General features: G+C 69.9%; 23 protein-coding genes. 11 read left to right on the top strand and 12 right to left on the bottom strand.

Annotated elements, in window-relative coordinates:
- Positions 1-531: SelB C-terminal domain-containing protein (locus A5709_RS25385; protein WP_197520233.1), on the top strand; the 531-nt coding region annotated here is incomplete at its 5' end.
- On the opposite strand, the gene A5709_RS25380 is transcribed toward A5709_RS25385, so the two are convergent.
- A complete protein-coding gene (locus A5709_RS25380; RefSeq protein WP_067945379.1) occupies positions 515-979 on the bottom strand; it encodes a GatB/YqeY domain-containing protein in 465 nt (154 codons plus the stop codon). The two genes, A5709_RS25385 and A5709_RS25380, sit on opposite strands and share 17 nt — an antisense overlap.
- Between A5709_RS25380 and A5709_RS25375 the strand changes: the two genes are divergently transcribed.
- Genes A5709_RS25375 through A5709_RS25355 form a run of 5 tightly spaced genes read left to right on the top strand, consistent with a single transcriptional unit; the run spans position 978 to position 6,301 of the window.
- Positions 978-2,192, top strand: a complete 1,215-nt coding sequence (locus A5709_RS25375) for a hypothetical protein (protein WP_068123403.1) — start codon at positions 978-980, stop codon at positions 2,190-2,192. The two genes, A5709_RS25380 and A5709_RS25375, sit on opposite strands and share 2 nt — an antisense overlap.
- A 14-nt stretch (positions 2,193-2,206) precedes the next feature.
- Positions 2,207-2,860: a DUF4129 domain-containing protein gene (locus A5709_RS25370; RefSeq protein ID WP_068123400.1), complete on the top strand. Its 654-nt coding sequence runs from the start codon at positions 2,207-2,209 to the stop codon at positions 2,858-2,860.
- The gene (locus A5709_RS25365) at positions 2,860-4,005 is read left to right on the top strand and encodes a DUF4350 domain-containing protein (RefSeq protein WP_068123411.1); all 1,146 of its coding nucleotides are present in this window, start codon (positions 2,860-2,862) and stop codon (positions 4,003-4,005) included. The genes A5709_RS25370 and A5709_RS25365 overlap by 1 nt, the downstream gene beginning before the upstream one ends.
- The gene (locus A5709_RS25360) at positions 4,002-4,979 is read left to right on the top strand and encodes a MoxR family ATPase (RefSeq protein ID WP_068123396.1); all 978 of its coding nucleotides are present in this window, start codon (positions 4,002-4,004) and stop codon (positions 4,977-4,979) included. The genes A5709_RS25365 and A5709_RS25360 overlap by 4 nt, the downstream gene beginning before the upstream one ends.
- Positions 4,979-6,301 carry a DUF58 domain-containing protein gene (locus tag A5709_RS25355; RefSeq protein ID WP_068123393.1) on the top strand — a complete coding sequence of 441 codons (1,323 nt, stop codon included), beginning with the start codon at positions 4,979-4,981 and terminating at the stop codon, positions 6,299-6,301. The genes A5709_RS25360 and A5709_RS25355 overlap by 1 nt, the downstream gene beginning before the upstream one ends.
- A 1-nt stretch (position 6,302) precedes the next feature.
- On the opposite strand, the gene A5709_RS25350 is transcribed toward A5709_RS25355, so the two are convergent.
- The gene (locus tag A5709_RS25350) at positions 6,303-7,295 is read right to left on the bottom strand and encodes a stage II sporulation protein M (protein WP_068123390.1); all 993 of its coding nucleotides are present in this window, start codon (positions 7,293-7,295) and stop codon (positions 6,303-6,305) included.
- A 36-nt stretch (positions 7,296-7,331) separates the two neighbouring features.
- Between A5709_RS25350 and A5709_RS25345 the strand changes: the two genes are divergently transcribed.
- Positions 7,332-8,207 carry an RDD family protein gene (locus tag A5709_RS25345; protein WP_068123387.1) on the top strand — a complete coding sequence of 292 codons (876 nt, stop codon included), beginning with the start codon at positions 7,332-7,334 and terminating at the stop codon, positions 8,205-8,207.
- On the opposite strand, the gene A5709_RS25340 is transcribed toward A5709_RS25345, so the two are convergent.
- Positions 8,204-8,596 (bottom strand): hypothetical protein, encoded by a 393-nt coding sequence (locus A5709_RS25340; RefSeq protein ID WP_067948926.1) that lies wholly within the window; start codon positions 8,594-8,596, stop codon positions 8,204-8,206. The two genes, A5709_RS25345 and A5709_RS25340, sit on opposite strands and share 4 nt — an antisense overlap.
- 213 nt (positions 8,597-8,809) lie before the next feature.
- On the opposite strand from A5709_RS25340, the gene A5709_RS25335 reads away from it, so the two are divergent.
- A complete protein-coding gene (locus A5709_RS25335; protein WP_068123384.1) occupies positions 8,810-9,526 on the top strand; it encodes a PadR family transcriptional regulator in 717 nt (238 codons plus the stop codon).
- A 27-nt stretch (positions 9,527-9,553) separates the two neighbouring features.
- On the opposite strand, the gene glpK is transcribed toward A5709_RS25335, so the two are convergent.
- Positions 9,554-11,080: a glycerol kinase GlpK gene (glpK, locus tag A5709_RS25330; protein WP_067948930.1), complete on the bottom strand. Its 1,527-nt coding sequence runs from the start codon at positions 11,078-11,080 to the stop codon at positions 9,554-9,556.
- Positions 11,081-11,165: 85 nt separating this feature from the next.
- Between glpK and A5709_RS25325 the strand changes: the two genes are divergently transcribed.
- Both A5709_RS25325 and A5709_RS25320 read left to right on the top strand, forming a co-directional pair.
- The gene (locus A5709_RS25325; RefSeq protein WP_067948932.1) at positions 11,166-12,638 is read left to right on the top strand and encodes a glutamate--cysteine ligase; all 1,473 of its coding nucleotides are present in this window, start codon (positions 11,166-11,168) and stop codon (positions 12,636-12,638) included.
- Between the two features lie 20 nt (positions 12,639-12,658).
- The gene (locus tag A5709_RS25320; protein ID WP_068123382.1) at positions 12,659-13,339 is read left to right on the top strand and encodes a class I SAM-dependent methyltransferase; all 681 of its coding nucleotides are present in this window, start codon (positions 12,659-12,661) and stop codon (positions 13,337-13,339) included.
- A gap of 58 nt (positions 13,340-13,397) precedes the next feature.
- Here the strand turns inward: A5709_RS25320 and A5709_RS25315 are convergent, their stop codons facing one another.
- The gene (locus A5709_RS25315; protein ID WP_197520232.1) at positions 13,398-14,549 is read right to left on the bottom strand and encodes an MFS transporter; all 1,152 of its coding nucleotides are present in this window, start codon (positions 14,547-14,549) and stop codon (positions 13,398-13,400) included.
- 115 nt (positions 14,550-14,664) lie between these two features.
- Between A5709_RS25315 and A5709_RS25310 the strand changes: the two genes are divergently transcribed.
- Entirely contained in the window at positions 14,665-15,648 is a 984-nt protein-coding gene (locus tag A5709_RS25310) for a helix-turn-helix transcriptional regulator (protein WP_068123379.1), read from the top strand.
- A 42-nt stretch (positions 15,649-15,690) separates the two neighbouring features.
- On the opposite strand, the gene egtE is transcribed toward A5709_RS25310, so the two are convergent.
- The 7 genes from egtE to A5709_RS25275 all read right to left on the bottom strand — a co-directional run.
- Positions 15,691-16,839 (bottom strand): ergothioneine biosynthesis PLP-dependent enzyme EgtE, encoded by a 1,149-nt coding sequence (gene egtE / locus A5709_RS25305; protein WP_068012141.1) that lies wholly within the window; start codon positions 16,837-16,839, stop codon positions 15,691-15,693.
- Positions 16,836-17,801 carry an L-histidine N(alpha)-methyltransferase gene (gene egtD / locus A5709_RS25300; protein ID WP_068123378.1) on the bottom strand — a complete coding sequence of 322 codons (966 nt, stop codon included), beginning with the start codon at positions 17,799-17,801 and terminating at the stop codon, positions 16,836-16,838. Before egtD ends, egtE begins: the two co-directional genes overlap by 4 nt.
- Complete coding sequence (egtC, locus tag A5709_RS25295; RefSeq protein WP_068012139.1) at positions 17,798-18,511, bottom strand: ergothioneine biosynthesis protein EgtC; 714 nt, start codon at positions 18,509-18,511, stop codon at positions 17,798-17,800. The genes egtD and egtC overlap by 4 nt, the downstream gene beginning before the upstream one ends.
- Positions 18,511-19,806 carry an ergothioneine biosynthesis protein EgtB gene (gene egtB / locus A5709_RS25290; RefSeq protein WP_068123408.1) on the bottom strand — a complete coding sequence of 432 codons (1,296 nt, stop codon included), beginning with the start codon at positions 19,804-19,806 and terminating at the stop codon, positions 18,511-18,513. The genes egtC and egtB overlap by 1 nt, the downstream gene beginning before the upstream one ends.
- A gap of 44 nt (positions 19,807-19,850) precedes the next feature.
- Positions 19,851-21,134, bottom strand: a complete 1,284-nt coding sequence (egtA, locus tag A5709_RS25285; RefSeq protein ID WP_068123375.1) for an ergothioneine biosynthesis glutamate--cysteine ligase EgtA — start codon at positions 21,132-21,134, stop codon at positions 19,851-19,853.
- 165 nt (positions 21,135-21,299) lie between these two features.
- Positions 21,300-21,947: a sensor domain-containing protein gene (locus A5709_RS25280; protein ID WP_156768155.1), complete on the bottom strand. Its 648-nt coding sequence runs from the start codon at positions 21,945-21,947 to the stop codon at positions 21,300-21,302.
- Positions 21,948-21,985: 38 nt separating this feature from the next.
- Positions 21,986-22,578 (bottom strand): catalase (locus A5709_RS25275; RefSeq protein WP_231987071.1); only part of this gene is annotated, 593 nt, incomplete at its 5' end.

Raw genomic sequence — 22,578 nt, 5'->3', positions numbered from 1 at the left:
GCCGCGGTGCGGGGCTGGGCCCAGGACCATGACATCGCGGCGGGAATGCCGCTCGAGACGTTGCGACAGCGCGCCGGCCTGCCCGCCGCGGAACTACTGCCGACGCTGCTGGAGGGCACCGGCCTTCAGGTGGTCGACGGGTTGGTCCGCTCGCCGGGGGCGGCCCTGCCGGCCCGGGTCGACAAGGCGGTGCGCACCATCGAGGAGTGGCTGGCCGCTGAGCCCTTTCGGGCACCGGAGGCCGACGAACTGGCCGAGCTCAAGCTCGGGCCCCGGGAGCTGGCCGCCGCGGTGCGCACCGGGCGGCTGACCCGGATCGCCGACGGCGTCGTGCTCGGGTCCGGCGCGCTGGACCGGGCGGCGGGCGTCCTCGCGACGCTGCCCCAGCCGTTCACCGTCAGCGACGCGCGCCGCGCGCTCGGCACCACCCGCAGGGTCGCCGTGCCCTTGCTGGAGCAGCTCGACGCCCGGCGCGTCACCAGGCGGGGCCCGGACGGCACCCGGGTGGTGGTCCCTACAGCCGCTCCTTGACCGCCGCCGACAATCGGGCGCCGTCGGCCTTACCCGCCGCGATCGCGGTGGCCGCCTTCATCACCAGGCCCATCTGCTTCATGCTCGGGCGCTCGCCGATCTCCTCGGCGACCTGGGCGATGGCGGTGTCCGCGACGTCGGCCACCTCGGCCTCGGTGAGCGGCGTCGGCAGATATTCGTCGATGATCCGCGCCTCGGCGTGCTCGTTGGCGGCGAGCTCCCCGCGGCCGTTCTGGGTGTAGATCTCCGCCGATTCGGCACGCTTGCGCGACTCCCGCGCCAGCACCTTGATGACTTCTTCGTCGGAGAGGTCTTTGGCCTGTTTGCCGGAAACTTCCTCGGTTTGGATCGCGGCGAGCAGTAGGCGCAGGGTCGCCGTGCGCAGCTTGTCCTTGCTCTTCATCGCGTCGGTCAGGTCGGCCCGCAGCCGGGATTTGAGTTCGGCCATGCCAGAGACGCTACGCGCCGACCGCCCCACCATGATTGAGAAATGCCCGGACCACCGACAGGATGGACCCCATGACGAACGACGGGCCCGTCCGCATACACCGCGGAACACGTTGAGCGCGCCGCCGCCCGGCTATCCGGGCTACGGCCCGCCACCGGGCTACGGCCCCCCGCCCGGCTGTGGCTCGCCCCCGGGATACGGGCCGCCGTCCCCCTGGCAATACGGTCCGCCGCAACTGGTTCCGGGAGCGGTCAAACCCGGCATCATCCCGCTGCGACCGCTGACGCTTGGCGACATCTTCAACGGCGCGGTCGGCTACGTCCGCGCCAATCCGAAGGCGGCTTTGGGCTTGACCGCCATCGTCGTGGTGTTCATCCAAATCGTCACGAAGGCCGCCGTTTTCGGACCGTTGGCGGCCTACGGCAGGTTGACGACCGACCACGCCAAGGAGCTGACCACCGGGGTCGTGGGCGCGTGGCTGACGTCGATGGGCGCCGGCGTGGTCGTCGCCTGGCTGGGCGGCATGCTGTTGTCCGGAATGCTCACCGTCATCGTCGGGCGGGCGGTGTTCGGGTCGCCGATCACCATCGGAGAGACGTGGGCCAAGATCCGGGGGCGCCTGGTGCCGTTGTTCGGTCTCGCGGTGCTCGAAGGCGCGGTGATGGCGGTTGTCGCCGGCCTGGCGGCCGTGATCGTCGCGGTGCTGGCGGCTATCGGCAACCCCGCGGTGGCGGTCGTGCTGGGCCTGCCGCTCGCGCTGGCCGTGATCGCGTTGCTGGTGTACCTGTACACGGTGGTGTTGTTTGCACCCGTGCTGATCGTGCTGGAGCGGCTGCCGGTTCTTGACGCCATCACCCGATCGTTCGCGCTGGTCCGCGGCGGATTCTGGCGAGTGCTGGGCATCCGGCTGCTGACGCTCGTGGTGACGTCCGTCGTCGGGGGCGCGGTCGCCGTGCCGTTCAACATCGTCAGCCAGTTCTTTGTGATCACCTCGTCCACCGCGGCTTTCCTCATCAGCACCGTGGTCGCGTCGGTGGGCGCGGCGATCGGCGAGATCATCACCGCGCCTTTCAACGCGGGCGTCATCGCGCTGCTCTACACCGATCGCCGGATGCGCGCCGAGGCCTTCGATCTGGTCCTGCAGACCGGCGCCGCCGGCGGACCGTACGTGGCCGGCTCCACCGACAACCTCTGGCTGACGCGGCCGGCCTGAGGACGAGTGCAACCGTGCCCTCCATCGACATCGACCGCGATGCCGCGCACCAGGCCGCCCAGGACGAGCTCAACAAGCCGATCTACTCCAAGGGATCGGGAGAGCAACAGCTAGCCGAATGGCTGAACGAGACGATCTATCGGCTGCTGCAGAAGACGGCCTCGCTGCCGGGTGGATGGCTCACGGCGACGGTGCTTTTCATCATGCTGGGGATCGCGCTGGCGGTCGCCATCCACATCGCGCGGCGCACCATGCGCACCAAGCGTGGCGGCGACTACCAGTTGTTCGAAGCCGCGCTGCTCACCGCGGCCCAGCATCGTGCGACCGCCGAAAGCTATGCGGCGCAAGGCGAGTGGGCCGCGGCGATTCGTCATCGACTGCGGGCCGTCGCCCGCCAGCTCGAGGAGACCGGCGTGCTGAACCCGGCGCCCGGGCGTACCGCCAACGAACTGGCCTCCGACGCCGGCGCCGCGCTGCCCCACCTTGCCGGCGAATTATCGCAGGCCGCAACGGCTTTCAATGACGTCACCTACGGCGAACAACCCGGAACCCAGGCCGCGTACCAGATGATCGCCGACCTCGACGACCACCTGCGGTCCCGCTCGGCGGCCTTACCCGCGGGACCGGCGCAGCCCGCCGCCTCCGACTCGTGGGCGCAGGTGCGGTGATGGCGACAATCCAACGTCCCGAAGCCACCGGCCCGACGCCGATGCAGCGCTGGCGTTCCTGGCGCTGGGTCATCGTCACCCTGATCGTGCTCGCCGTCATCGCCGGCGTCGACGCCTACCTCACCGCGCCGCGACCCGGCGCTCGCATGGATCCGGCATCGACGGGTCCCGACGGCACCCATGCGCTGGTGGCACTCCTGCGCGGCGGCGGCGTCGACGTCGTCGTCGCCGACGGCATCGCCGACGTGGAACGGGCGGCGCGGCCGGACGCGCTGATCCTGGTGGCGCAAAGCCAATACCTGACCGCCCCGCTGCTGGACCGGCTGGCGAAGGCGCCCGGCGATCTGCTGCTGGTGGAGCCGACGGCGCGCACCCGCGAGGCATTCCTGCCCGGCCTGCGCGTCTCGGCGGCCGGCACGTTCGACACCGATCCCGACTGCACACTGCGCGAGGCCACTCGGGCCGGCCCGGTGCGATTCGGGCCCAGCGACACCTACCGCGCCACCGACGGCCGGCCGATGACCCGCTGCTACGACGGTGCGTTGATTCGCTTCCGGGACGGCGGGCGGACTATCACGGCGGTGGGCAGCACCGATTTCCTGACCAACGGCGCCCTGCTGCAGGCGGGTAACGCCGCGCTGGCGATGAACCTGGCGGGCGCCCGGCCCCGGTTGATTTGGTACGCGCCCCACCGGGTCGAGGGCGAATCACCGCCGCCCGGTTCGGTTGGCGACCTGATCCCGCAGAACGTGACCTGGATCGTCTGGCAGCTCTGCCTGGTTGTGCTGCTGGTCGCCCTGTGGCGTGGCCGGCGGCCCGGCCCGCTGGTCGCCGAGGAGCTGCCCGTCGTGGTGCGCGCTTCGGAGACCGTCGAGGGCCGCGGCCGGTTGTACCGTTCCCGCCGGGCGCGCGACCGCGCCGCCGCGGCGCTGCGCACCGCCACGCTGCAGCGGCTGGTGCCCCGGCTGGGTCTGAGCATCGGGGCGCCCCCGCCGGCGGTGGCGGCCGCGGTGGCCGGACGCAGCGGGGCCGACCCGGCATTCGTCTCCTACCAGCTGTTCGGGCCGCCCCCGGCGACCGACCACGACCTGCTACAACTTGCCCGTGCGCTCGACGACATCGAAAGGCAGGTCACACGGACGTGACGCAACCATCTACCGCCTCGACCCCCACCGCTGAATCGGCGCGAGATGCCCTGCTGGCGTTGCGCACCGAGCTCGCCAAGGCCGTCGTCGGACAGGAGGGGGTGGTCAGCGGCCTGGTGATCGCGCTGCTGTGCCGCGGTCACGTGCTGCTGGAAGGCGTTCCGGGAGTGGCGAAGACGCTGCTGGTGCGCGCGCTGGCGGCCGCGCTGCAACTGGAGTTCAAGCGGGTGCAGTTCACCCCCGACCTGATGCCCGGCGACGTGACGGGCTCGCTGGTGTACGACGCACGCACCGCCGCATTCGAGTTCCGGCCCGGCCCGGTGTTCACCAATCTGCTGCTGGCCGACGAGATCAACCGGACCCCGCCGAAAACCCAGGCCGCGCTGCTCGAGGCGATGGAGGAGCGCCAGGTCAGCGTGGAAGGCGTCGCCCAGCCGCTGCCCGATCCGTTCATCGTCGCCGCGACCCAGAACCCGGTCGAATACGAGGGCACTTACCAGCTGCCCGAAGCCCAGCTGGATCGATTCCTGCTCAAGCTGAATGTGACTCTGCCGCCGCGCGATGCGGAGATCGCCATCCTCGCCCGGCACGCGCACGGCTTCGACCCCCGCGACCTGTCGGCGATCAAACCGGTGGCCGGGGCCGCCGAATTGGCGGCCGGGCGCGACGCCGTGCGACACGTGCTGGTCGCCGACGAGGTCCTGGGATACATCGTCGACACCGTCGGGGCCACCCGCTCCTCGCCCGCGCTGCAGCTGGGCGTATCGCCGCGCGGGGCCACCGCGCTACTGGCCACGGCGCGTTCCTGGGCCTGGCTGTCCGGCCGCAACTACGTCACCCCCGACGACGTGAAGGCCATGGCCCGCCCGACCCTGCGGCACCGGGTGATGCTGCGCCCCGAGGCCGAGCTCGAAGGGGCCACACCCGACGGCGTGCTCGACGGCATTTTGGCCTCGGTTCCGGTGCCCCGCTAGTGGTCCTGACCGGACGCACCGGGCTGGTCGCGCTGATCTGCGTCCTGCCCATCGCGCTGTCGCCTTGGCCGGCAAACACTTTCGTCGCGCTGGCGGTCACGCTGGCGATCGTGGTGGCCGTGGACATCGGGCTGGCGGCCAGCACCCGCAGGTTGCGCTACATCCGCTCCCCGGATCGCTCCGCCCGGCTCGCGCAGCAGGTGGACGTCGGGTTGCTGATCCACAACGACGGCCGGCGGCGGTTCCGCGGCCAGGTTCGCGACGCGTGGCCGCCCAGCGCCGGCGCGCGACCGCGCATCCATCCCGTGAACATCCCCGCCGGGCAGCATCAGCACATTCAGTCCCAGCTGCGGCCGGTCCGCCGCGGCGAGCAACGGGCCGCGGTGGTCACCGCCCGGTCCATCGGGCCGCTGGGACTGGCGGGACGGCAAGGGTCGCAGGCGGTTCCGGGCCTGCTGCGAGTGCTGCCGCCGTTCCTGTCCCGCAAGCACCTGCCGGCCCGGCTGGCCAAGCTCCGCGAGATCGACGGGCTGCTGCCCACGCTGATCCGCGGCCAGGGAACCGAATTCGATTCGCTGCGTGAATATGTCGTCGGTGACGACGTGCGGTCGATCGACTGGCGCGCCACCGCGCGTCGCGCCGACGTCGTCGTCCGCACCTGGCGCCCCGAACGCGACCGGCGGGTGGTGATCGTGCTCGACACCGGGCGCACCTCGGCGGGCCGGGTGGGTGTCGACCCGACGGCCGCCGATCCCGCGGGCTGGCCCCGGCTGGACTGGTCCATGGACGCCGCGCTGCTGCTGGCGGCGCTCGCGTCGCGGGCCGGCGATCACGTCGACTTCCTCGCACACGACCGGGTCAGCCGCGCCGGCGTCTTCGGGGCGTCGCGCACCGAACTGCTCGCCCACCTGGTCGAGGCGATGGCCCCCCTGCAACCCGCGCTGCTCGAACCCGATTGGACCGCAATGGTTTCCGCCATTGCGCGGCGGGCCCGCCGGCGATCACTGGTGGTGCTGCTGACCGACCTCAACGCGACGGCGCTCGACGAGGGCCTGCTGCCAGTGCTGCCCCAGTTGTCGGCCAAACACCACCTGATGGTGGCCGCGGTCGCCGACCCGCGAGTCGACCAACTGGCCGCCGGGCGTTCCGATCCGGCCGCCGTCTACGACGCGGCGGCCGCCGAGCGATCGCGTAACGACCGTCGCGCGATCGCCACCCGCCTGCGCCGCAGCGGGGTGGAGGTCGTCGATGCCCCGCCCACCGACCTTGCCCCCGCCCTGGCCGACCACTACCTGGCGATGAAGGCCTCCGGTCGGCTGTAGCTCAGCTGGTGGGGATCACGTCGGGCGCGTCCTCGATGTCGCCGGTCTCCCCGGCCTTCGCCGCACGGCGACCGAAATACCCGATGTAGGCCAAAAATGCCGCCTCGGCGATGATCCCGATGCCGACCCGCACGAAGGTCGGCAGCGGCGACGGCGTCACCAACGCCTCGATCAACCCCGAGACCAACAACACGCCCACCAGACCGATCGCAACCGACACGACGGCGCGCCCCTGTTCGGCGAGCACTTGCCCGCGGGGCCGGTCCCCGGGCGAGATCACCGACCACCCCAGCCGCATCCCCACCGCCCCCGCCAGGAACACCGCCGTCAGCTCCAGCAGCCCGTGCGGAATCAGCAACCCGAGCAGCACACCGCCCTTGCCGGCCTGAAACATCAGCCCGGAGATCAGGCCCAGGTTGGCCGCGTTCTGGAACAGCACGATCGGAATCGGCAGTCCCAGCAGAACGGACAACGCGATGCACTGCGCGGCGACCCAGGAGTTGTTCACCCAGATTTGCAGGGCGAACGCCGCGGCGGGATGCTCGCTGTAGTAGGAGGCGACGTCGTGGTTGACCAATTGCTCGATGTCGCTTGGGGTTCCGGCGGCCGACTGCACCTCGGGATTGCCTGCCACCCAGAACCCCATAACGACCACCACGGCGAAGAACGCCACCGCGGTGCCCAGCCACCACCGCCACGACCGGTAGGCGACCACCGGGAAAGACACCGTCCAGAACCGGGCGAACGTACCGCTCAACGGCGCGTGGGCGCCGGTCACCACGGAACGGGCGCGCGCGACGAGGCTCGAGAGTCGACCGATCAACAGCGAGTCCGACGAGGCCGAGCGCAGCATCGACAGGTGGGTGGACACCCGTTGGTACAGCTCGACGAGCTCGTCGACTTCGGCGCCGGTCAGCGAGCGACGCCTCGCGACCAGCCGGTCGAGGCGGTCCCACGTACCGCGATGGGCCAGCACGAATGCGTCGACGTCCACCCTGCGCAGCCTAATCGCCCTGTACCGTTCGGTGTTATGTCGGAGGTGGTGACCGGCGACGCCGTCGTGCTCGACGTGCAGATCGCCCAGTTGCCGGTGCGGGCCGTGAGCGCACTGATCGATATCGCCGTGATCGTCGTGTGCTATCTGCTCGGGCTGATGTTGTGGGCCGCCACACTGACCCAGTTCGACACCGCGCTGAGCACCGCCATCCTGCTCATCTTCACCGTCGTGGTGATCGTCGGCTATCCGGTGGTGCTCGAAACGGCAACGCGCGGACGCTCGGTGGGCAAGATCGCGATGGGTCTGCGCGTGGTGTCCGACGACGGCGGGCCAGAACGCTTCCGGCAGGCCCTGTTTCGCGCCCTCGCGGCGGTGGTGGAGATCTGGATGCTGTTCGGGAGCCCCGCCGTCATCTGCAGCATCCTGTCACCGAAGGCCAAGCGGGTCGGCGACATCTTCGCGGGCACCGTCGTCGTGAACGAGCGCGGCCCCCGGCTTGGCCCCCCGCCGGTGATGCCGCCCTCGCTGGCCTGGTGGGCCTCGTCGTTGCAACTTTCCGGCCTGTCCCCCGGCCAGGCCGAGGTGGCACGGCAATTCCTCTCGCGGGCAACGCAACTCGATCCGCAGTTACGGCTGCAGATGGCTTACCGCATCGCCGGTGACGTGGTGTCCCGCATCGCCCCGCCACCCCCGCCCGGCGCGCCGCCGGAGCTGGTGCTCGCCGCCGTGCTCGCCGAACGGCACCGCCGCGAACTGGCGAGGCTTCGCCCGGCCATGCCGCCGGCAGGCGCCCCGCCGTGGCCGGCCTGGCCCGCGCCACCACGGCAGGCGGTCCCGTGGCCGGACCCGGGTGCACCCCAGCATGGTCCGCCGCATCCTGAGCCGGGCGGGTTCGCGCCGCCCGGTTAACCGGAGACGCTGGCCGCCATGAGGGCGACGTCGGCGATCAACAGCGCCCAACCGCACAGCGGAACGGCGATGCCGCCGCGGCGCTTCGCGGTGAAAAGGGAGATGACGATCACGACGACCGCGACGGCGGGCGCGCCGTAGAACGCGACCCCGAAATCGATCCCGCCGTGGCCCAGGTTGGGGCAACTGCGGTCGCTGCAGCCGTCGGTACTCATCACCGCGCCGAGCGCGAAAAGCATGACGATGGCGGCGGCGGGCACCGTGGCCAGCGCCAACCCCCAGTTCACCCACGGCCACACGTTGCGCCCGCCTCCGCTGCCACCCTGCCCCGGGCCTGCCGCGGTCGAGGTCCCGCCACCCACAGTCAGGTTGGAGTTATCAGCGTTCATCCCAGAGGTCCTACCCGTCGCCCGGCGAGTGCAAACCGGGCCCGGGCATCCGATCCGCGGGCCCGCCGGCACCCAAAACCGGAGGTCGCGGGCCCTACCGGCGGCGGCTGAGCACCGCCTGCCAAATGCCCCGTTGCATCGCGATACTTTCCGATATATCGTGATACCTCGAAGCGCACGGTGCGCTTCCCAAACAGACGTAAGGAAACAGAGATGAACGACCCATTCACCCCCGCCGGCGTTCCGTTCGCCGGCCGTCCCGGTTTCGGCTTCGGCCCCGACACGCAACGGCGTGCCATGCACGGTGCAAGGCGACGGGCTCGCCAGGAGTTCTTCGAACACCTCCGCGAGCACGGGCCCGGCCACGACGGCCCGGGCTTCGGGCCGGGCTTCGGCCCGGGGTTCGGCCCCGGCTTCGGACCTGGATTCGGTCCGGGTTTCGGCTTCGGGCCGGGCGGCCGACGTGGCGGATGGCGCCGCGGCGGCCCGGGTCGCGGCAAGCGCGGCGACGTCCGCGCGGCCATCCTGGCGCTGCTGGCCGAGCGCCCCATGCACGGCTACGAGATGATCCAGCAGATCGCCGAACGCAGCAACGGGCTCTGGAAGCCCAGCCCCGGTTCGGTCTATCCGACGCTGCAGCTGTTGACCGACGAGGGCCTGATCACGGCCAGCGAAAGCGAAGGCAGCAAGAAGCTCTTCGAGCTGACCGACGAGGGCCGCGCGGCGGCCGAAAAGGTCGAGACCCCGCCGTGGGACGAGATCACCGAAGGCGCCGACCCGGGTCACATGAACCTGCGGGCGGCCATCGGCCAGCTGTTCGGCGCGGTCGCGCAATCCGCGCACACCGCAACCGCCGAGCAGCAGCAGCGCATCGTCGAAATCCTCAACAACGCGCGGCGTGAGGTCTACGGCATCCTCGGCGAAGACTGAGCGCCGACAGGCACAGCGGACCCTGGATCAGGTCACGTCGACCCAGTCCAGGGTCCGCTGCACCGCCTTGCGCCAACCCGCGTACCCGGCGGCGCGCTGCTCGTCGGTCCAGGCCGGCGTCCAGCGCTTGTCCTCGTGCCAGTTGGCCCGCAGGTCGGAAGGGTCGGCCCAAAACCCCACCGCCAAACCCGCCGCGTAGGCCGCGCCCAGCGCGGTCGTCTCGGCGACCACCGGACGCACCACGTCGACGCCGAGCACATCGGCCTGAATCTGCATGCACAGGTCGTTGCCGGTGACGCCGCCGTCGACCTTCAACACCTCAAGGCGCACACCGGAATCCGCCGCCATCGCGTCCACCACGTCGCGGCTCTGGTAGCAGATCGCCTCCAGCGTCGCGCGGGCCAGGTGCGCGTTGGTGTTGAACCGCGAGAGCCCGACGATCGCGCCGCGGGCATCCGATCGCCAATAGGGCGCGAACAGCCCGGAAAACGCCGGGACGAAATACACTCCGCCGTTGTCGGCGACCTGGCGCGCCAGCGACTCGCTTTGCGCCGCGCCGCTGATGATGCCCAACTGGTCACGCAGCCACTGCACCGCAGCGCCCGTGACCGCGATCGAACCCTCAAGGGCGTAAACGGGTTTCGCGTCACCGAACTGGTAGCAGACGGTGGTCAGCAGGCCGTTCTTCGACCGAACGATCGTCTCGCCGGTATTGAGCAGCAGGAAGTTCCCGGTGCCGTAGGTGTTCTTCGCCTCGCCCTCCGACAGGCACACCTGGCCCACCATCGCCGCGTGCTGGTCGCCGAGGACCCCCGTGACCGGCACCTCGCCGCCGACCGGCCCCGCCTGCGCGGAGACGCCGTACGGTTGTGGCGACGACGACGGTGCGATCGCCGGCAGCATCGCCCGCGGGATGCCAAAGAACGACAACAGCTCGTCGTCCCAGTCGAGCGTCTCCAGATCCATCAGCATGGTCCGGCTGGCATTGGTCACATCGGTGACGTGCACGCCGCCGCGCGGGCCTCCGGTCAGGTGCCACAACACCCAGGTGTCCGGCGTGCCGAACAGGGCGTCACCGCTCTCGGCCGCCTCGCGCACCCCGTCGACGTTCTCCAGGATCCACTGCAGTTTGCCGCCGGAGAAATACGTCGCAGGCGGCAGGCCCGCCTTGCGGCGGATCACCTCGCCGCGGCCGTCTCGTTCCAGCGCCGACGCGATGCGGTCGGTGCGGGTGTCCTGCCAGACGATCGCGTTGTAGTAGGGCCGCCCGGTGCGCCGATTCCACACCAGTGTGGTTTCCCGCTGATTCGTTATGCCAAGCGCGGCAAGGTTTTTGGCGGTCAAGTTGGCACGGTTCAGCACCGACATCAGGACCGACGACGTACGCTCCCAGATTTCGACCGGGTCATGCTCGACCCAGCCGGCGCGGGGCAGGATTTGTTCGTGCTCGAGTTGATGGCGAGCCACTTCGGCACCGTCATGATCGAAGATCATGCAGCGAGTGCTGGTGGTTCCCTGGTCGATGGCGGCTACGAACTCAGCGGACTCGGACACGTCAGGAGTCCATCATGCCCGGGTGAACTCGACAAGCTCACCGGGTAGCTTGCGTTACCGCCGGTAACCCTGTTCCATCGGCGGTGTGGGCGAAGAGGTCAAGCGCACCACGTACACCAGCGCACATCGGCGGGAATACGGGCGCAAGCTCCAGGTGTGCCTGGACGTGTTCGAGGCGATGCTGGAACAGTCGCGCTTTGACTCGGCCAAGCCGCTGACCGGCATGGAGATCGAGTGCAACCTCGTCGACGCCGACTACCAGCCGGCGATGTCCAACCGCGACGTGCTGGACGCCATCGGGGATCCGGCGTTCCAGCCGGAATTGGGCGCCTACAACATCGAATTCAACGTGCCGCCGCATGCCCTGCCCGGACGCATCGCGCTCGACCTGGAAGGCGAGGTGCGGGCAAGTCTGAACGACGCCGAGATCAAGGCCGGCGCGGGCGGCGCGCACATCGTGATGATCGGGATCCTGCCCACGCTGATGCCCGAGCATCTGACCACCGGGTGGATGAGCGACTCGAGGCGGTACGCGGCGCTCAATGACTCGATCTTCACCGCCCGCGGCGAGGACATCCCGATCAATATCTCCGGTCCCGAGCCGCTGAACTGGCAGGCCGTGTCGATTGCGCCCGAATCCGCTTGCACCAGCATCCAATTGCACCTGCAGGTGGCGCCGGAAACGTTCGCCGCCAACTGGAATGCCGCCCAGGTGGTGGCCGGCCCGCAGCTGGCGCTGGGTGCCAACTCGCCGTACTTCTTCGGCCACCAGTTGTGGGCCGAGACCCGCATCGAGCTGTTCACCCAGTCCACCGACACCAGGCCCGAGAAGCTCAAGTCCCAGGGCGTGCGGCCGCGGGTGTGGTTCGGCGAAGGGTGGATCAGCTCGGTGCTCGACCTGTATCAAGAGAACATCCGCTACTTCCCGTCCCTGCTGCCCGAGGTCTCCGACGAGGATCCGGCCGCCGAGCTGGCCGCCGGGCGCGCACCGCAACTCTCCGAGCTGCGGCTGCACAGCGGCACGGTGTACCGGTGGAACCGGCCGGTCTATGACGTCGTCGACGGGCGCCCGCACCTACGGCTGGAGAACCGGGTGCTGCCGGCCGGGCCGACCGTCGTGGACATGGTGGCCAATTCGGCCTTCTTCTACGGCGTGCTGCGCAGCCTCTCCGAGGACGAACAGCCCCTGTGGTCCCGCATGGACTTCGCTGCGGCACAGGGGAATTTCCTCGAGGCGGCGCGCCGCGGCATCGACGCCCGGCTGCATTGGCCGGGTCTGGGTGAGGTGGCGGCGACCGCGCTGGTGCTGGATACGTTGCTGCCGATCGCCGACGAGGGACTGCGCCGGTGGGGGATGGACGCCGAGGTGCGGGACCGGTTCCTCGGCGTCATCGAGGGCCGCGCCAGGTCGGGCCGCAACGGCGCCAGCTGGCAGGTATCCACCGTGCGCGCTCTGGAAGACGGCGGGATGACCCGGCCGGCCGCGCTGGCCGAGATGCTGCGCCGGTACTGCGACCACATGCACGCCAACGAGCCGGTGCACACCTGGGAGTCTTGACCGCGGGTACGTTGAAAACCATGACGGGCGATCACGTTATGGACTGGGACAGCGCATACCGCGAACAGGCGCACTTCGAGGGTCCGCCGCCGTGGAACATCGGTGAGCCGCAACCCGAACTGGCCGCATTGGCCGCGGCCGGGGAATTCCGCAGCGACGTGCTCGACGCCGGCTGTGGGTTCGCCGAACTTTCGTTGGCGTTGGCAGCCCAGGGCCACACGGTTGTCGGTGTCGACCTCACGCCGACCGCCGTCGCGGCGGCCACCAAGGCGGCCCAGGAGCGCGGGTTGACCACGGCCAGCTTCGTGCAGGCCGACATCACCTCGTTCGGTGGCTATGACGGCCGGTTCTCCACCGTCGTCGATTCCACGCTGTTTCACTCGCTGCCGGTCGAGGGCCGCGACGGCTACCTGAGCTGCGTCCACCGCGCGGCCGCGCCGGGCGCCAACCTGTTCGTGCTGGTGTTCGCCAAGGGCGCCTTCCCCGCCGAGATGGAACCGAAGCCCAACGAGGTCGACGAGGACGAACTGCGCGCCGCGGTGAGCAAGTACTGGGTAGTCGACGAGATCCGGCCGGCCTTCATCCTGTCCAACGTCGTCGAAATCCCCAACGCGCCCTTCGAGTTTCCACCGCACGACCGCGATGAGAAGGGCCGGATGAAGATGCCGGCCTACCTGCTGACGGCGCACAAATCGGGCTGAGGCTCGTCAGACGTCACCGCCGCCGCGGCGACCAGGCGGGTTCACGAAGTACAGGCTGCTACGCCAGTTGGCGGACGGAGCGGCTGCTGAGTGGGGCGATCGCTGCCACCACGAAGCCGATTCCCGCGTAGAGCGCAACGCTGGCCGGCCCCAACCACGCCGCGGCAGGTCCGACGAGTAGTTGTCCGACGGGCACGCATGTGTACGACAGCAGATCGTTGTATGCGGAAATGCGCGACAGCTCGTGCCGGGGCACGTGTTGATGCACGCAGGTATCCCACGCTATCGACGGCGCGGAGAAGCCCAGCCCGGAAATGAACGCCGCCAGCATGAACCACGGAGTCGGCAGGTCGAGGCCCAAGCCCAGCAACCCGGACGCGCCCAAGGCCGCGATGAGCTGGCCGGTGCCCAAAAACCGTTGAGGGGCATGGCGATACAGCAGCACCCCCATTGCGAGGGCGCCGATAGCGCGCGCACTCAAAGCCATACCCCAAACGGGTGCACTCGTCGACGCCGTGGTGATCTCGGGACCCAACACCTGCCACGTTCCGGTCCCGATCAGGTTGATGACCGCGAAGGAGCAGCTGGTCGACCAAAGCCATCGCGTTGACCGAAATGTGTGCCAACCGCGGCGGATATCGGTCAACACTCCGCTTCCCGCGGGGCGCGCGGGTGCGGAGATCCGGGGCAGCCCAGCCAAGATCGCGGCGGCGACCAGGAAACTGGCGGCGTCGACGGCCACGGCGATCCCGCCGCCGCCCGCAGCGACGAGCACGCCGGAGATGGCCGGCCCAAGAACCTTCGTGAGGTTCTTTACGGTGGCCAGTGCCGCGTTGGCCCGCGGCAGTTGCGAGGTTTCGGCCAGTTCCGGCACGATGCCTCGCAGCGCGGGCGACGCGAAGGCCTCCAGTGCGCCGTTGGCGAATTGCAGGCAAGCCACCAGTGGCAGTTGGTAGTTACCGCTCAGCAACACGGCGGCAACGGCACCTTGGGTGAGGCCTGCTCCCAGATTCGTCCCTATCAGAAGGGTGCGGCGCGGCCAGCGGTCACCGAATACACCGCCCACCAACAGCAAACTCAGCTGCGCGGTGACCTGAGCGGCCAACACCACCCCAAGGTCGCTCAGACGATGCGACGCCTGCAGCACCGCCAGGCTCAGCGCGACCGGTGTCATCGCACTACCGGCCAGCGAGACCGCCCTGCCCAACAAGAAGCGACCGAACGGTGTGTGGGCTGTCCTTCGTGCCGGCGAGAGTGCCATAGGAGAGACAGCATGGGCAGCGGCACGGTAGCGTCGCCATCTCTACGATAAATGGCGCAAGGATATGACACTTCTCAAGCTCAGCCCCCATGCACTGGCGCACTGCCGGTTCGCCATCTCGCCGCTGGCCGAGACGGTGGGCGTGCTGATCACCTTGCAGCGCCGATGCGCCGACGCCGCCTTGGCCCGCTGGTACGCCGAACATCAGCCGGCCTATCGCCGCTGGCTGGGCGCAAATCCCATGGCTAACGCGTTACTGCCGCTGATCGCCACTACCAAACGGCTTCCCGACATCGTGGCGTTGCCGCCTGAGCACGGCGTCCACACCCGGCTGGCCGACGAACTCGGTGCGATGACCGCCTTCAGCGACGACCAGATCCGCGCGGGTGTGCGTGCCGCTGCGGCTGCGAGTTGGAAGACCCATCAACTCGACTGGCTCCGCCGCGAGAACCTCGCGGTCCGCACCGCGGAGGTGTTCGAGCAGGGCTGGCAGCAATTCGTCGAGCCGGACTGGCCGCGTCGTCGTGCCGTTCTCGAACGCGACATCATGTACCGCGCGGGGCTACTGTCCGCTTACGGGTGGAAGCATACCGTCGAGACGATGAAGCAGCGCTCAATCTGGGTTGGCGACAACGCAATTCGTTTCAGCAGTCAGCACTGGCCGGACCGCACTATCGACGAGGGGCTGATCTTCGTCCCACGGACCACAACCGGGGGCTGGTGGACGTGTGAACAGCCCCCGCGCTACGCCCTGGTCTACTGCGCCCACGGGCCACACGCCGAGCCGGCCACCCCCGGCGCCGATCGCACCGACGCCCTCTCGACCCTCCTCGGGCCTGGTCGGTCCCGCATCGCCAGGCAACTGCAAACCCCTGCCACGAGCACCCAACTCGCACGCACCCTCGGCCTATCCCTGGGCACCGTGAGCAGCCACCTCGCCGTATTGCGCGATGCCGGAACGATCGTCGGAACCAGAGTCGGACGCAACGTCATCTACCGGCTCACCGAGCGAGGACACCGGCTTCTGGAACTCCTCGAGGAGAACTGACCGGGCAAGCCCGCGAACTCGGCGCACAAGGTGGGCTGAGGCTCAACCCGACGTCGCCGCCGTCGCGGCGATCAGCGCCTCGGCGAAGGTCTGCAGATCCTCGGCGGTGGTGTCGACGTGCGGCGAGATCCGCAGCACCGGACCGGCCAGTCGCAGCGGCGCCCGCTGTACGCCGACGAAGGTGGTCAGGATCCGCCGCTCGGCGAGCAGCCACGCCCGCACCGCTTGCGGATCGGCGCCGTCGACCGGGGCCAGGGTGGTGATGGCGCTGGGCTCCTCGACCTCCTCGACCACCGCCCAGCCGGCCACGTCGGCCAGCGCCCGGCGGCTGGTGGCGCCCAGCTCGGCCAGCCGTGCGCGCACGGCGGGTGGCCCGTACGCCAGGTGCTCTCCCAGTGCCAGCGAAAAGCCAACGCGCGCGGCTATATTGGCTTCACCGAATTCGAGTTGCTGGGCGACCGTGAACGAGCCCGCGAGCCAGTCCGGCGGCGCCAGCCGCGGGCGCAAGCCCTCCATCAGCTCGCGTCGCACCGCGAGCGCCCCGACGCCGCGCGGCCCCGCGATCCACTTGCGCGACGACGCATAGGTCACGTCGGCGCCGACCGCGCAATCCACCTGGCCCAGCGCCTGGGCGGCGTCGACGACGAGCGGCAGCCCCAGCTCGCGGCAGAGCTGCGCGATCATCGACAGCGGTTGCACCACGCCGCTGTGGCTGCCGACCGCGGTGAGGTGGACCAGATCGGGCGGGTCGGCCTCGAGTGCCAGCGCCGCGTCGTCGAGCGCGACGCGGCCATCCTCGAGGGTCGGCAGCAGCTGGCGATCGAAGCCGTGGGCAGCGAAGAGCGCCAGGTTGGGGCCGTATTCGCCGGGCAGGCACGCCACGGTGCGCCGGTCGGCCGGCCAGCCGCCGAGCAGCAGATCGAGCGCGTTCAGGGAGCCGGTGGTGAACACCACCTCGGCGTCGGGCATGCCGGCCAGCGCGGCGAACGCAACCCGCCCGGCGTCCAGCGCGGGCGCGGCGGCCTCGGCCGCGACGTAGCCGCCGATTTCGGACTCGTTGCGCGCGTGCAGGGCGGCGGCCTCGATCACCGCGAGGCTCTGCCGCGAACACGCCGCGCTGTCCAGGTGCAGCCCGGCCACGGGCGGGCGGGTCGCCCGCCAGCGGTCCGCAAGCGAACCCGCGGCCGTCACTTCACGGCCAACGACAACCCGAAATCACCCGCGGCGTCCGTCCAGAACCGGGTGCGGCGCAGTCCCACGCTGGCCAATTCGGCGCGCACCCCGTCCGGGCGGAACTTGCACGACACCTCGGTGAGCATCTCCTCGTCGGCCGCGAAATCGACGGTCAGATCGAGCGCGTCGACGCGGACCCGCTGCGGGCGGCTGGCGCGCAACCACATTTCGATGCGTTCCTCCTCGGCGTTCCAGCGCGCCACGTGCTGGAACGCCTCGACGTCGAAATCGGCGTCGAGTTGCCGGTTGATCACCGCCAGCACATTGCGATTGAACGCCGCCGTCACCCCGGCCGAGTCGTCATAGGCGCGCACCAGCCGACCGGTGTCCTTGATCAGGTCCGTGCCGAGCAGCAGGCTGTCGCCCGGGCGCATTTGGGCGGACAGGCTCGACAGGAACGCCGTGCGCGGTCCGGGTGTCAGGTTGCCGATCGTCGATCCAAGGAAAACGAACAGGCGCCGCCCGCCGGCTGGGATCTCGGTCAGGTGTTCCTCGAAATCGCCGCAGACCGCATTGATTTCGACGCCGGCGTATTCCTGCTGGATCGCCGCCGCGGCCGTCGACAGTATGCCGGCATCGACATCGAACGGTACGAATCTGCGCAGCGATCCGCGTTCACGCAGCGCGTCGAGCAGCAGCCGGGTCTTCTCCGACGTCCCACTGCCCAACTCCACCAGGGTGTCGGCCTCGCTGGCCTCCGCGACTTCGGCCGACCGCGCGCGCAGGATCTCGGCCTCCGCGCGGGTCGGATAGTATTCGGGCAACCGGGTGATCTGATCGAACAGGTGACTGCCCAGCGAATCGTAGAACCACTTGGGCGGCAACGACTTCGGCGTCTGCTGCAGGCCGTCGAACACATCTCGGCGCAACGCTTGATCGGCGGAGTCGGCGGCCAGGTGGTTGGACAGTGTCAGCGTCATCGATAACCTTCCGAGTGATCCAGTGGGGTCAGCGCGACGCCCGCCGCGGTGACCTCGACGAGGTGGCGGTCCGGCACGTCCTCCCAGCCGGGGTGGTTGTCGTATGGCTCGCTGGCCAGAACAATCCCGTCCGCACGCCGCAGGATGGACAACGTATCACCCCAGGTGGTCGCCAACAGGCGAGAACCGTTGGCTGCCAATATGTTCAGTCGGGCGTCGGGGTCAGCCGCCGCGACCTCGGTGATGGTCTCGCCGAGCGCGGCGAGGCCGCGCTCGAAGATGACAGCGGCGAGCAACGCACTGTCACAGACGGATTCGGCCCGCGAGCTGAGGGGCAACACGGCACGGTCAACGACGCCGTTGTGCGACAACATCCACTGGCCGTCGGTGAACGGCGCCGTCGCGCTGACATCGATCGGCATGCCGACCGTCGCCGAGCGTACCGCGGCAACCACGCAGCGGCTGCGCAGCGCCGGTGCGACGGAGTCGAACGACGTGTCACCCCACAGCGGCGCACTGCTACGCCAGCGGCGGGGCACTTGCCCTCCAGGGGAATCATCGAAAAACCCGACGCCCCAACCGTCGGCGTTGAGCAGGCCGTGCTTCTGCCGGCGCGGCGCATACGACTGCACCCGCAGGCCGTGCAGCGGGTCCAGCACCAGCGAGGACACGGTGACGTCGGCCCCGAGCCAGCCGAGGTGACGGCACATCAGGTGAAATCCTCGACGTCCCAAGCCAACCGGACGCCGGAGAAGATCTGGCGCCGGATCGGGTGGTCCCAGTTGCGGAAGCTCGGCCGCAGGATAGCGGGCGCCACGGCCCACGAGCCGCCGCGCAGCACCCGGTAGTCGCCGTCGAAGAACGGCTGCGAGTAGCGCTCGTAGATCATCGGAACGAATCCGGGCCAGGGCCGCAGTGGCGAAGTGGTCCACTCCCACACGTCGCCGAGCATCTGTTCCGCCCCATACGCCGAGGCGCCGGCCGGGTAGGCCCCTACGGGTGCCGGACGCAACGAGGTTCCGCCCAGGTTGGCGAGGTCGTCGGAGGGCGGCTGCGCTCCCCACGGGTAGCGACGGCGGCTGTCGGTAGCCGGATCCCATGCGCAGGCCTTCTCCCATTCCACCTCGGTGGGCAGCCGCGCGCCGGCCCAGGCCGCGTAGGCCTCGGCCTCGAAGTAGGAGACGTGCTGCACCGGCTCGTCGGCGGGGATGTCTTCGACGCGGCCGAACCGGGTGCGTGTTCGCGCGTCGGGGCTCCAGAACTGTGGCGCGGTCAGGCCCGCGCGCCGGCGATGCTCCCAACCACGCTCGGACCACCAGCGCGGCTGCAGGTAGCCGCCGTCTTCGATGAAGTGCCGCCATTCGCCGTTCGTGACCGGCACCCGGCCGATCCGGAACGCGGGCAGCTCGACGATGTGGGCGGGCCGCTCGTTGTCCAGCGAATACGGTTCACTCGCGGCGTCCACGCCCAGCACGAAAGGGCCGGCGGGCACCAGAACGGAGGTGCCGGCCAGCCCCGGCCGGCCGGCCGGCAGCGCCGCATGGTCGCGCAGCAGCGGAGCCCCGGTGCGCAGGTTGAGCGCCTGCAGCATGGTTTCGTCGTGTTGGTTTTCGTGGCTGATCACCAACGCGAACGCGAAGTCGTCACTGTCCTCCGGCAGGGCGTCGAGGGCGTCGAGGGCGGCGGACCGCACCGTGCGGCAATATGCCCGCGCACGGTCCGGCGACAGCAGCGGCAGCTCGACGCGGCTGGCGCGGGAGTGCACGAAGGCGTCGTAGAGGCCCTCGACCGCCGGCGGCAGCATGCCGGGCCGGCCGGGGTCACCGCCGCGCAGCAGCCAGAACTCCTCTTGCTGACCGATGTGCGCCAGGTCCCACACCAGCGGGCTCATCAGGGGGTCGTACTGCCGGTACAGCTCGGCGTCGTCGAACTCGACCAGCCGCAAGGTCCGCGTCCGCGCCCGCGCCAAATCGTCGGCGAGACTTGCCCGGCATGACGATCGCAAGCGCGGCGCAAGCGGGCGCAGCGGGTCGGAATCATTGGCGGAAGTCACAGCCCCCCTTGCGGGCGGCGCGCCGCCTCGGCGACCGTGGCCGCGATGCCCTGTCGGATCACCTGGTCGGAGAAGTCGTCGCCGGGACATCGGCCCCGCTCGACGGCGTCGACCAGCCGCTGCATCGAATCGCCGAGTTCGGGCGGCGCCAGCTGAGCGGCGACGGCCACGCACTTGTTGGCCGCGGCGTACAGCCGCCGGTCACGTAGTCCCGCCTGGGCCGCCGTGTCCCAGGCGGTGGCCACCGGCTCGACCGCCTCGGCCGCTGTGTCGGCCGCGACCGGGTCGTCGAGCAGGGCCACCAGGGTGAACACCACGGCCGGCCAGAAGTCGTCCGGCACGCTGTCGAGATAGCGGATCTCCAGCCACTGCCTCGGGCGCACCGGCGGGAACAGCGTCGTCAGGTGGTATTCCAGGTCGGCGAGGGTGGGGCGGCGACCGCCGAGCAACACCCGTCCGTCCACCCAGTCGGCGAAGGGCACCCAGTGCGTGACCGCCGCGGCGTCCGGGGTGTGCACCAGCATCACCGGCGCCTTGAGCGCGTAGCGCGCCCAGTCGGTGCCGGGGTCGTCGCCGCTGGCGCCCAGGATGGGTCCGCACCGCGCCGAGTCCATCTGCCCCCACACCCACTGGCGGGTGGATGCCCAGCCGGTGAACTCGCCGCGCAGCATCGGTGAGTTCGCCGCCATTGCGATCATGGTGGGCCCGAGGGCATGCGCCAGCCGCACCCGGTCCGCCCAGCCGGACCGCGGCCCGGCGTCGAGGTTGACCTGGATGGACGCGGTGGACGTCATCATCGCCGCACCCGCCTCGCCCGAGCGGCTGGACGCGAAGAACTGCTCCATTGCTCGGTAACGCGCGCCCGGGTTGATGCGCTTGGGCGGCCGCAGCGGATCCGCCCCGAGGAAGACCAGGCCCAGGCCGGCATCGACGAACGCCGACCGCAGCACGGCCTGGTCGCGTCGCATCGCGTCGATCGCGGCCGCCACCCCGTCGGCCGGCGGGCCGGACAGCTCCACCGCGCCGCCGGGTTCCACCGTGACCCGGCTGCCGCCCGGCAGCTCAGGCAAGGCCTCCAGAACGTCGGCGATCTCCTGCCAACCGGGCCGGCGATGGGGGTCGGACGGGTCGTGGGAGTGCGCTTCCAGTTCCAGACCCACGCGCCCCAGCGGGGCGTCCACCAAGCAACCGTCGGCGATGTAGCGGGCGGCGGTTTTGGAATCGGCCATCTCGGGACTGGCCAGCTCGGAGCCGGCGGTAGTGATAGCGGCAAACGTCATATCACTATCCCTTCGGGCCTTGGCAAGCTCGAGCACGCGCCTGCGGACCGCTTCCCGACACAGCCAACGGAACGGTTACCGCCACTACTTCATCTAGCAGATGGCCCCGACATATTCCCGTTCGCGCGCAATTTCAAGCATGCCCGATGCGGTCCCGAACCCGGCTCACTGACCTAGCGCATTCTGCATCGCCCCAGCCAGGACGTTGACCGCCGGCCCGGCGTTGCCAGACTGGCAGACCTTGGCCTGCAACAACACATTTTCACGCAGCCTGGTTTGATTGAAGCACCGCCGATCGGTGCCGGCCTCTTGCTTGGTCCAGTTCGCGTCGGCGGCGCCGGGCGGCCCGCCATCGAACGACCACACCTGCGTGACCCCGTTGTCCAGGTGCATCGGGGTGGTCTGGCCCGAGCACCCCACCGTCCGATCCACCACCCGATGGAAGGCGCGGTCGGCAGCGTCGTTGGTGGCAAACACCCCGACGGCCTGCTTCACGAAGTGGGTTTGGTCGGTGGCCGATGTCTGGGTGACGGCACCGTTGAACGACGCCAGGTCTGGGTCGTCGTACACCTCGGGCAGGCCGATGTCGGCCCAGTTGTTGCACACCGGAACGTCCACCCAATCGCCCTGCACCGGCCGGGTGAACACCGACTCCCAGCCCATGGGGCCGCCGACGATGTTGCCGACCGACCCCTTGCCCAGGACCGCGTAATTCACCACCCCCGGGTCGGAGGGGTGCGCGGCCGCAACCGGAAGTGCGACCGCACCGCCGACCCCCAGGCCGAGGGTGACGGCGGCCGCGCGAGCCCGCATGGTCATGAAGCGATCATGCCAGCCACCCCGGCACGAGGTCAGCCCCCGTTTGCCCGGACGCCCTCTTCGACCTTCTTGCCGAGGTCGGGATCGACGTTGCGCCAGTACTCGAACACCCGCGAGAGCACCGGCTCCTTCACGCCCTTGGAGACGTGGCCAATGATGTTGTGCGCCAGCCGGTCCCGGGCCTCGTCGTCGAGGACCTCGCGGACCATGGTGCCCGCCTGTCCCCAGTCGTCGTCCTCGGCGTGCAGCGTGTAGGCGGCGCGGACCATGTCGCCGTCGGCGTGCCAGCGCACCTCGGCGGCACGCGCCGGGTCGGCGTGCGGCCCGCCGTAGGAGTTGGGCGCATACACGGGGTCGGAGACGTTATTCATCCGCATCGCGCCGTCCTTCGAGTAGCTGTTCACCTCGACCTTCGGCGTGTTGACGGGGATCTGCCGATAGTTGGTCCCCAGCCTGGCGCGGTGCGCGTCGGAGTAGGAGAACCCGCGGGCCTGCAGCATCTTGTCGGGGCTGAGCCCGGTGCCGGGCACGGTGTTGTTCGGCTCGAAGGCGGCCCCATGGGCTGGGAGTCGGTGTTCACCCGGCCGGTGCAGGGCGATTGGGTGGACGTTCCGGTGTGCAACAA

It is taken from the genome of Mycobacterium sp. E1386, assembly GCF_001672745.1.
Classification (GTDB): Bacteria; Actinomycetota; Actinomycetes; order Mycobacteriales; family Mycobacteriaceae; genus Mycobacterium.
Note: the sequence above shows the minus strand (reverse complement) of the source record. Positions and strands in the feature narration are given on the sequence as shown.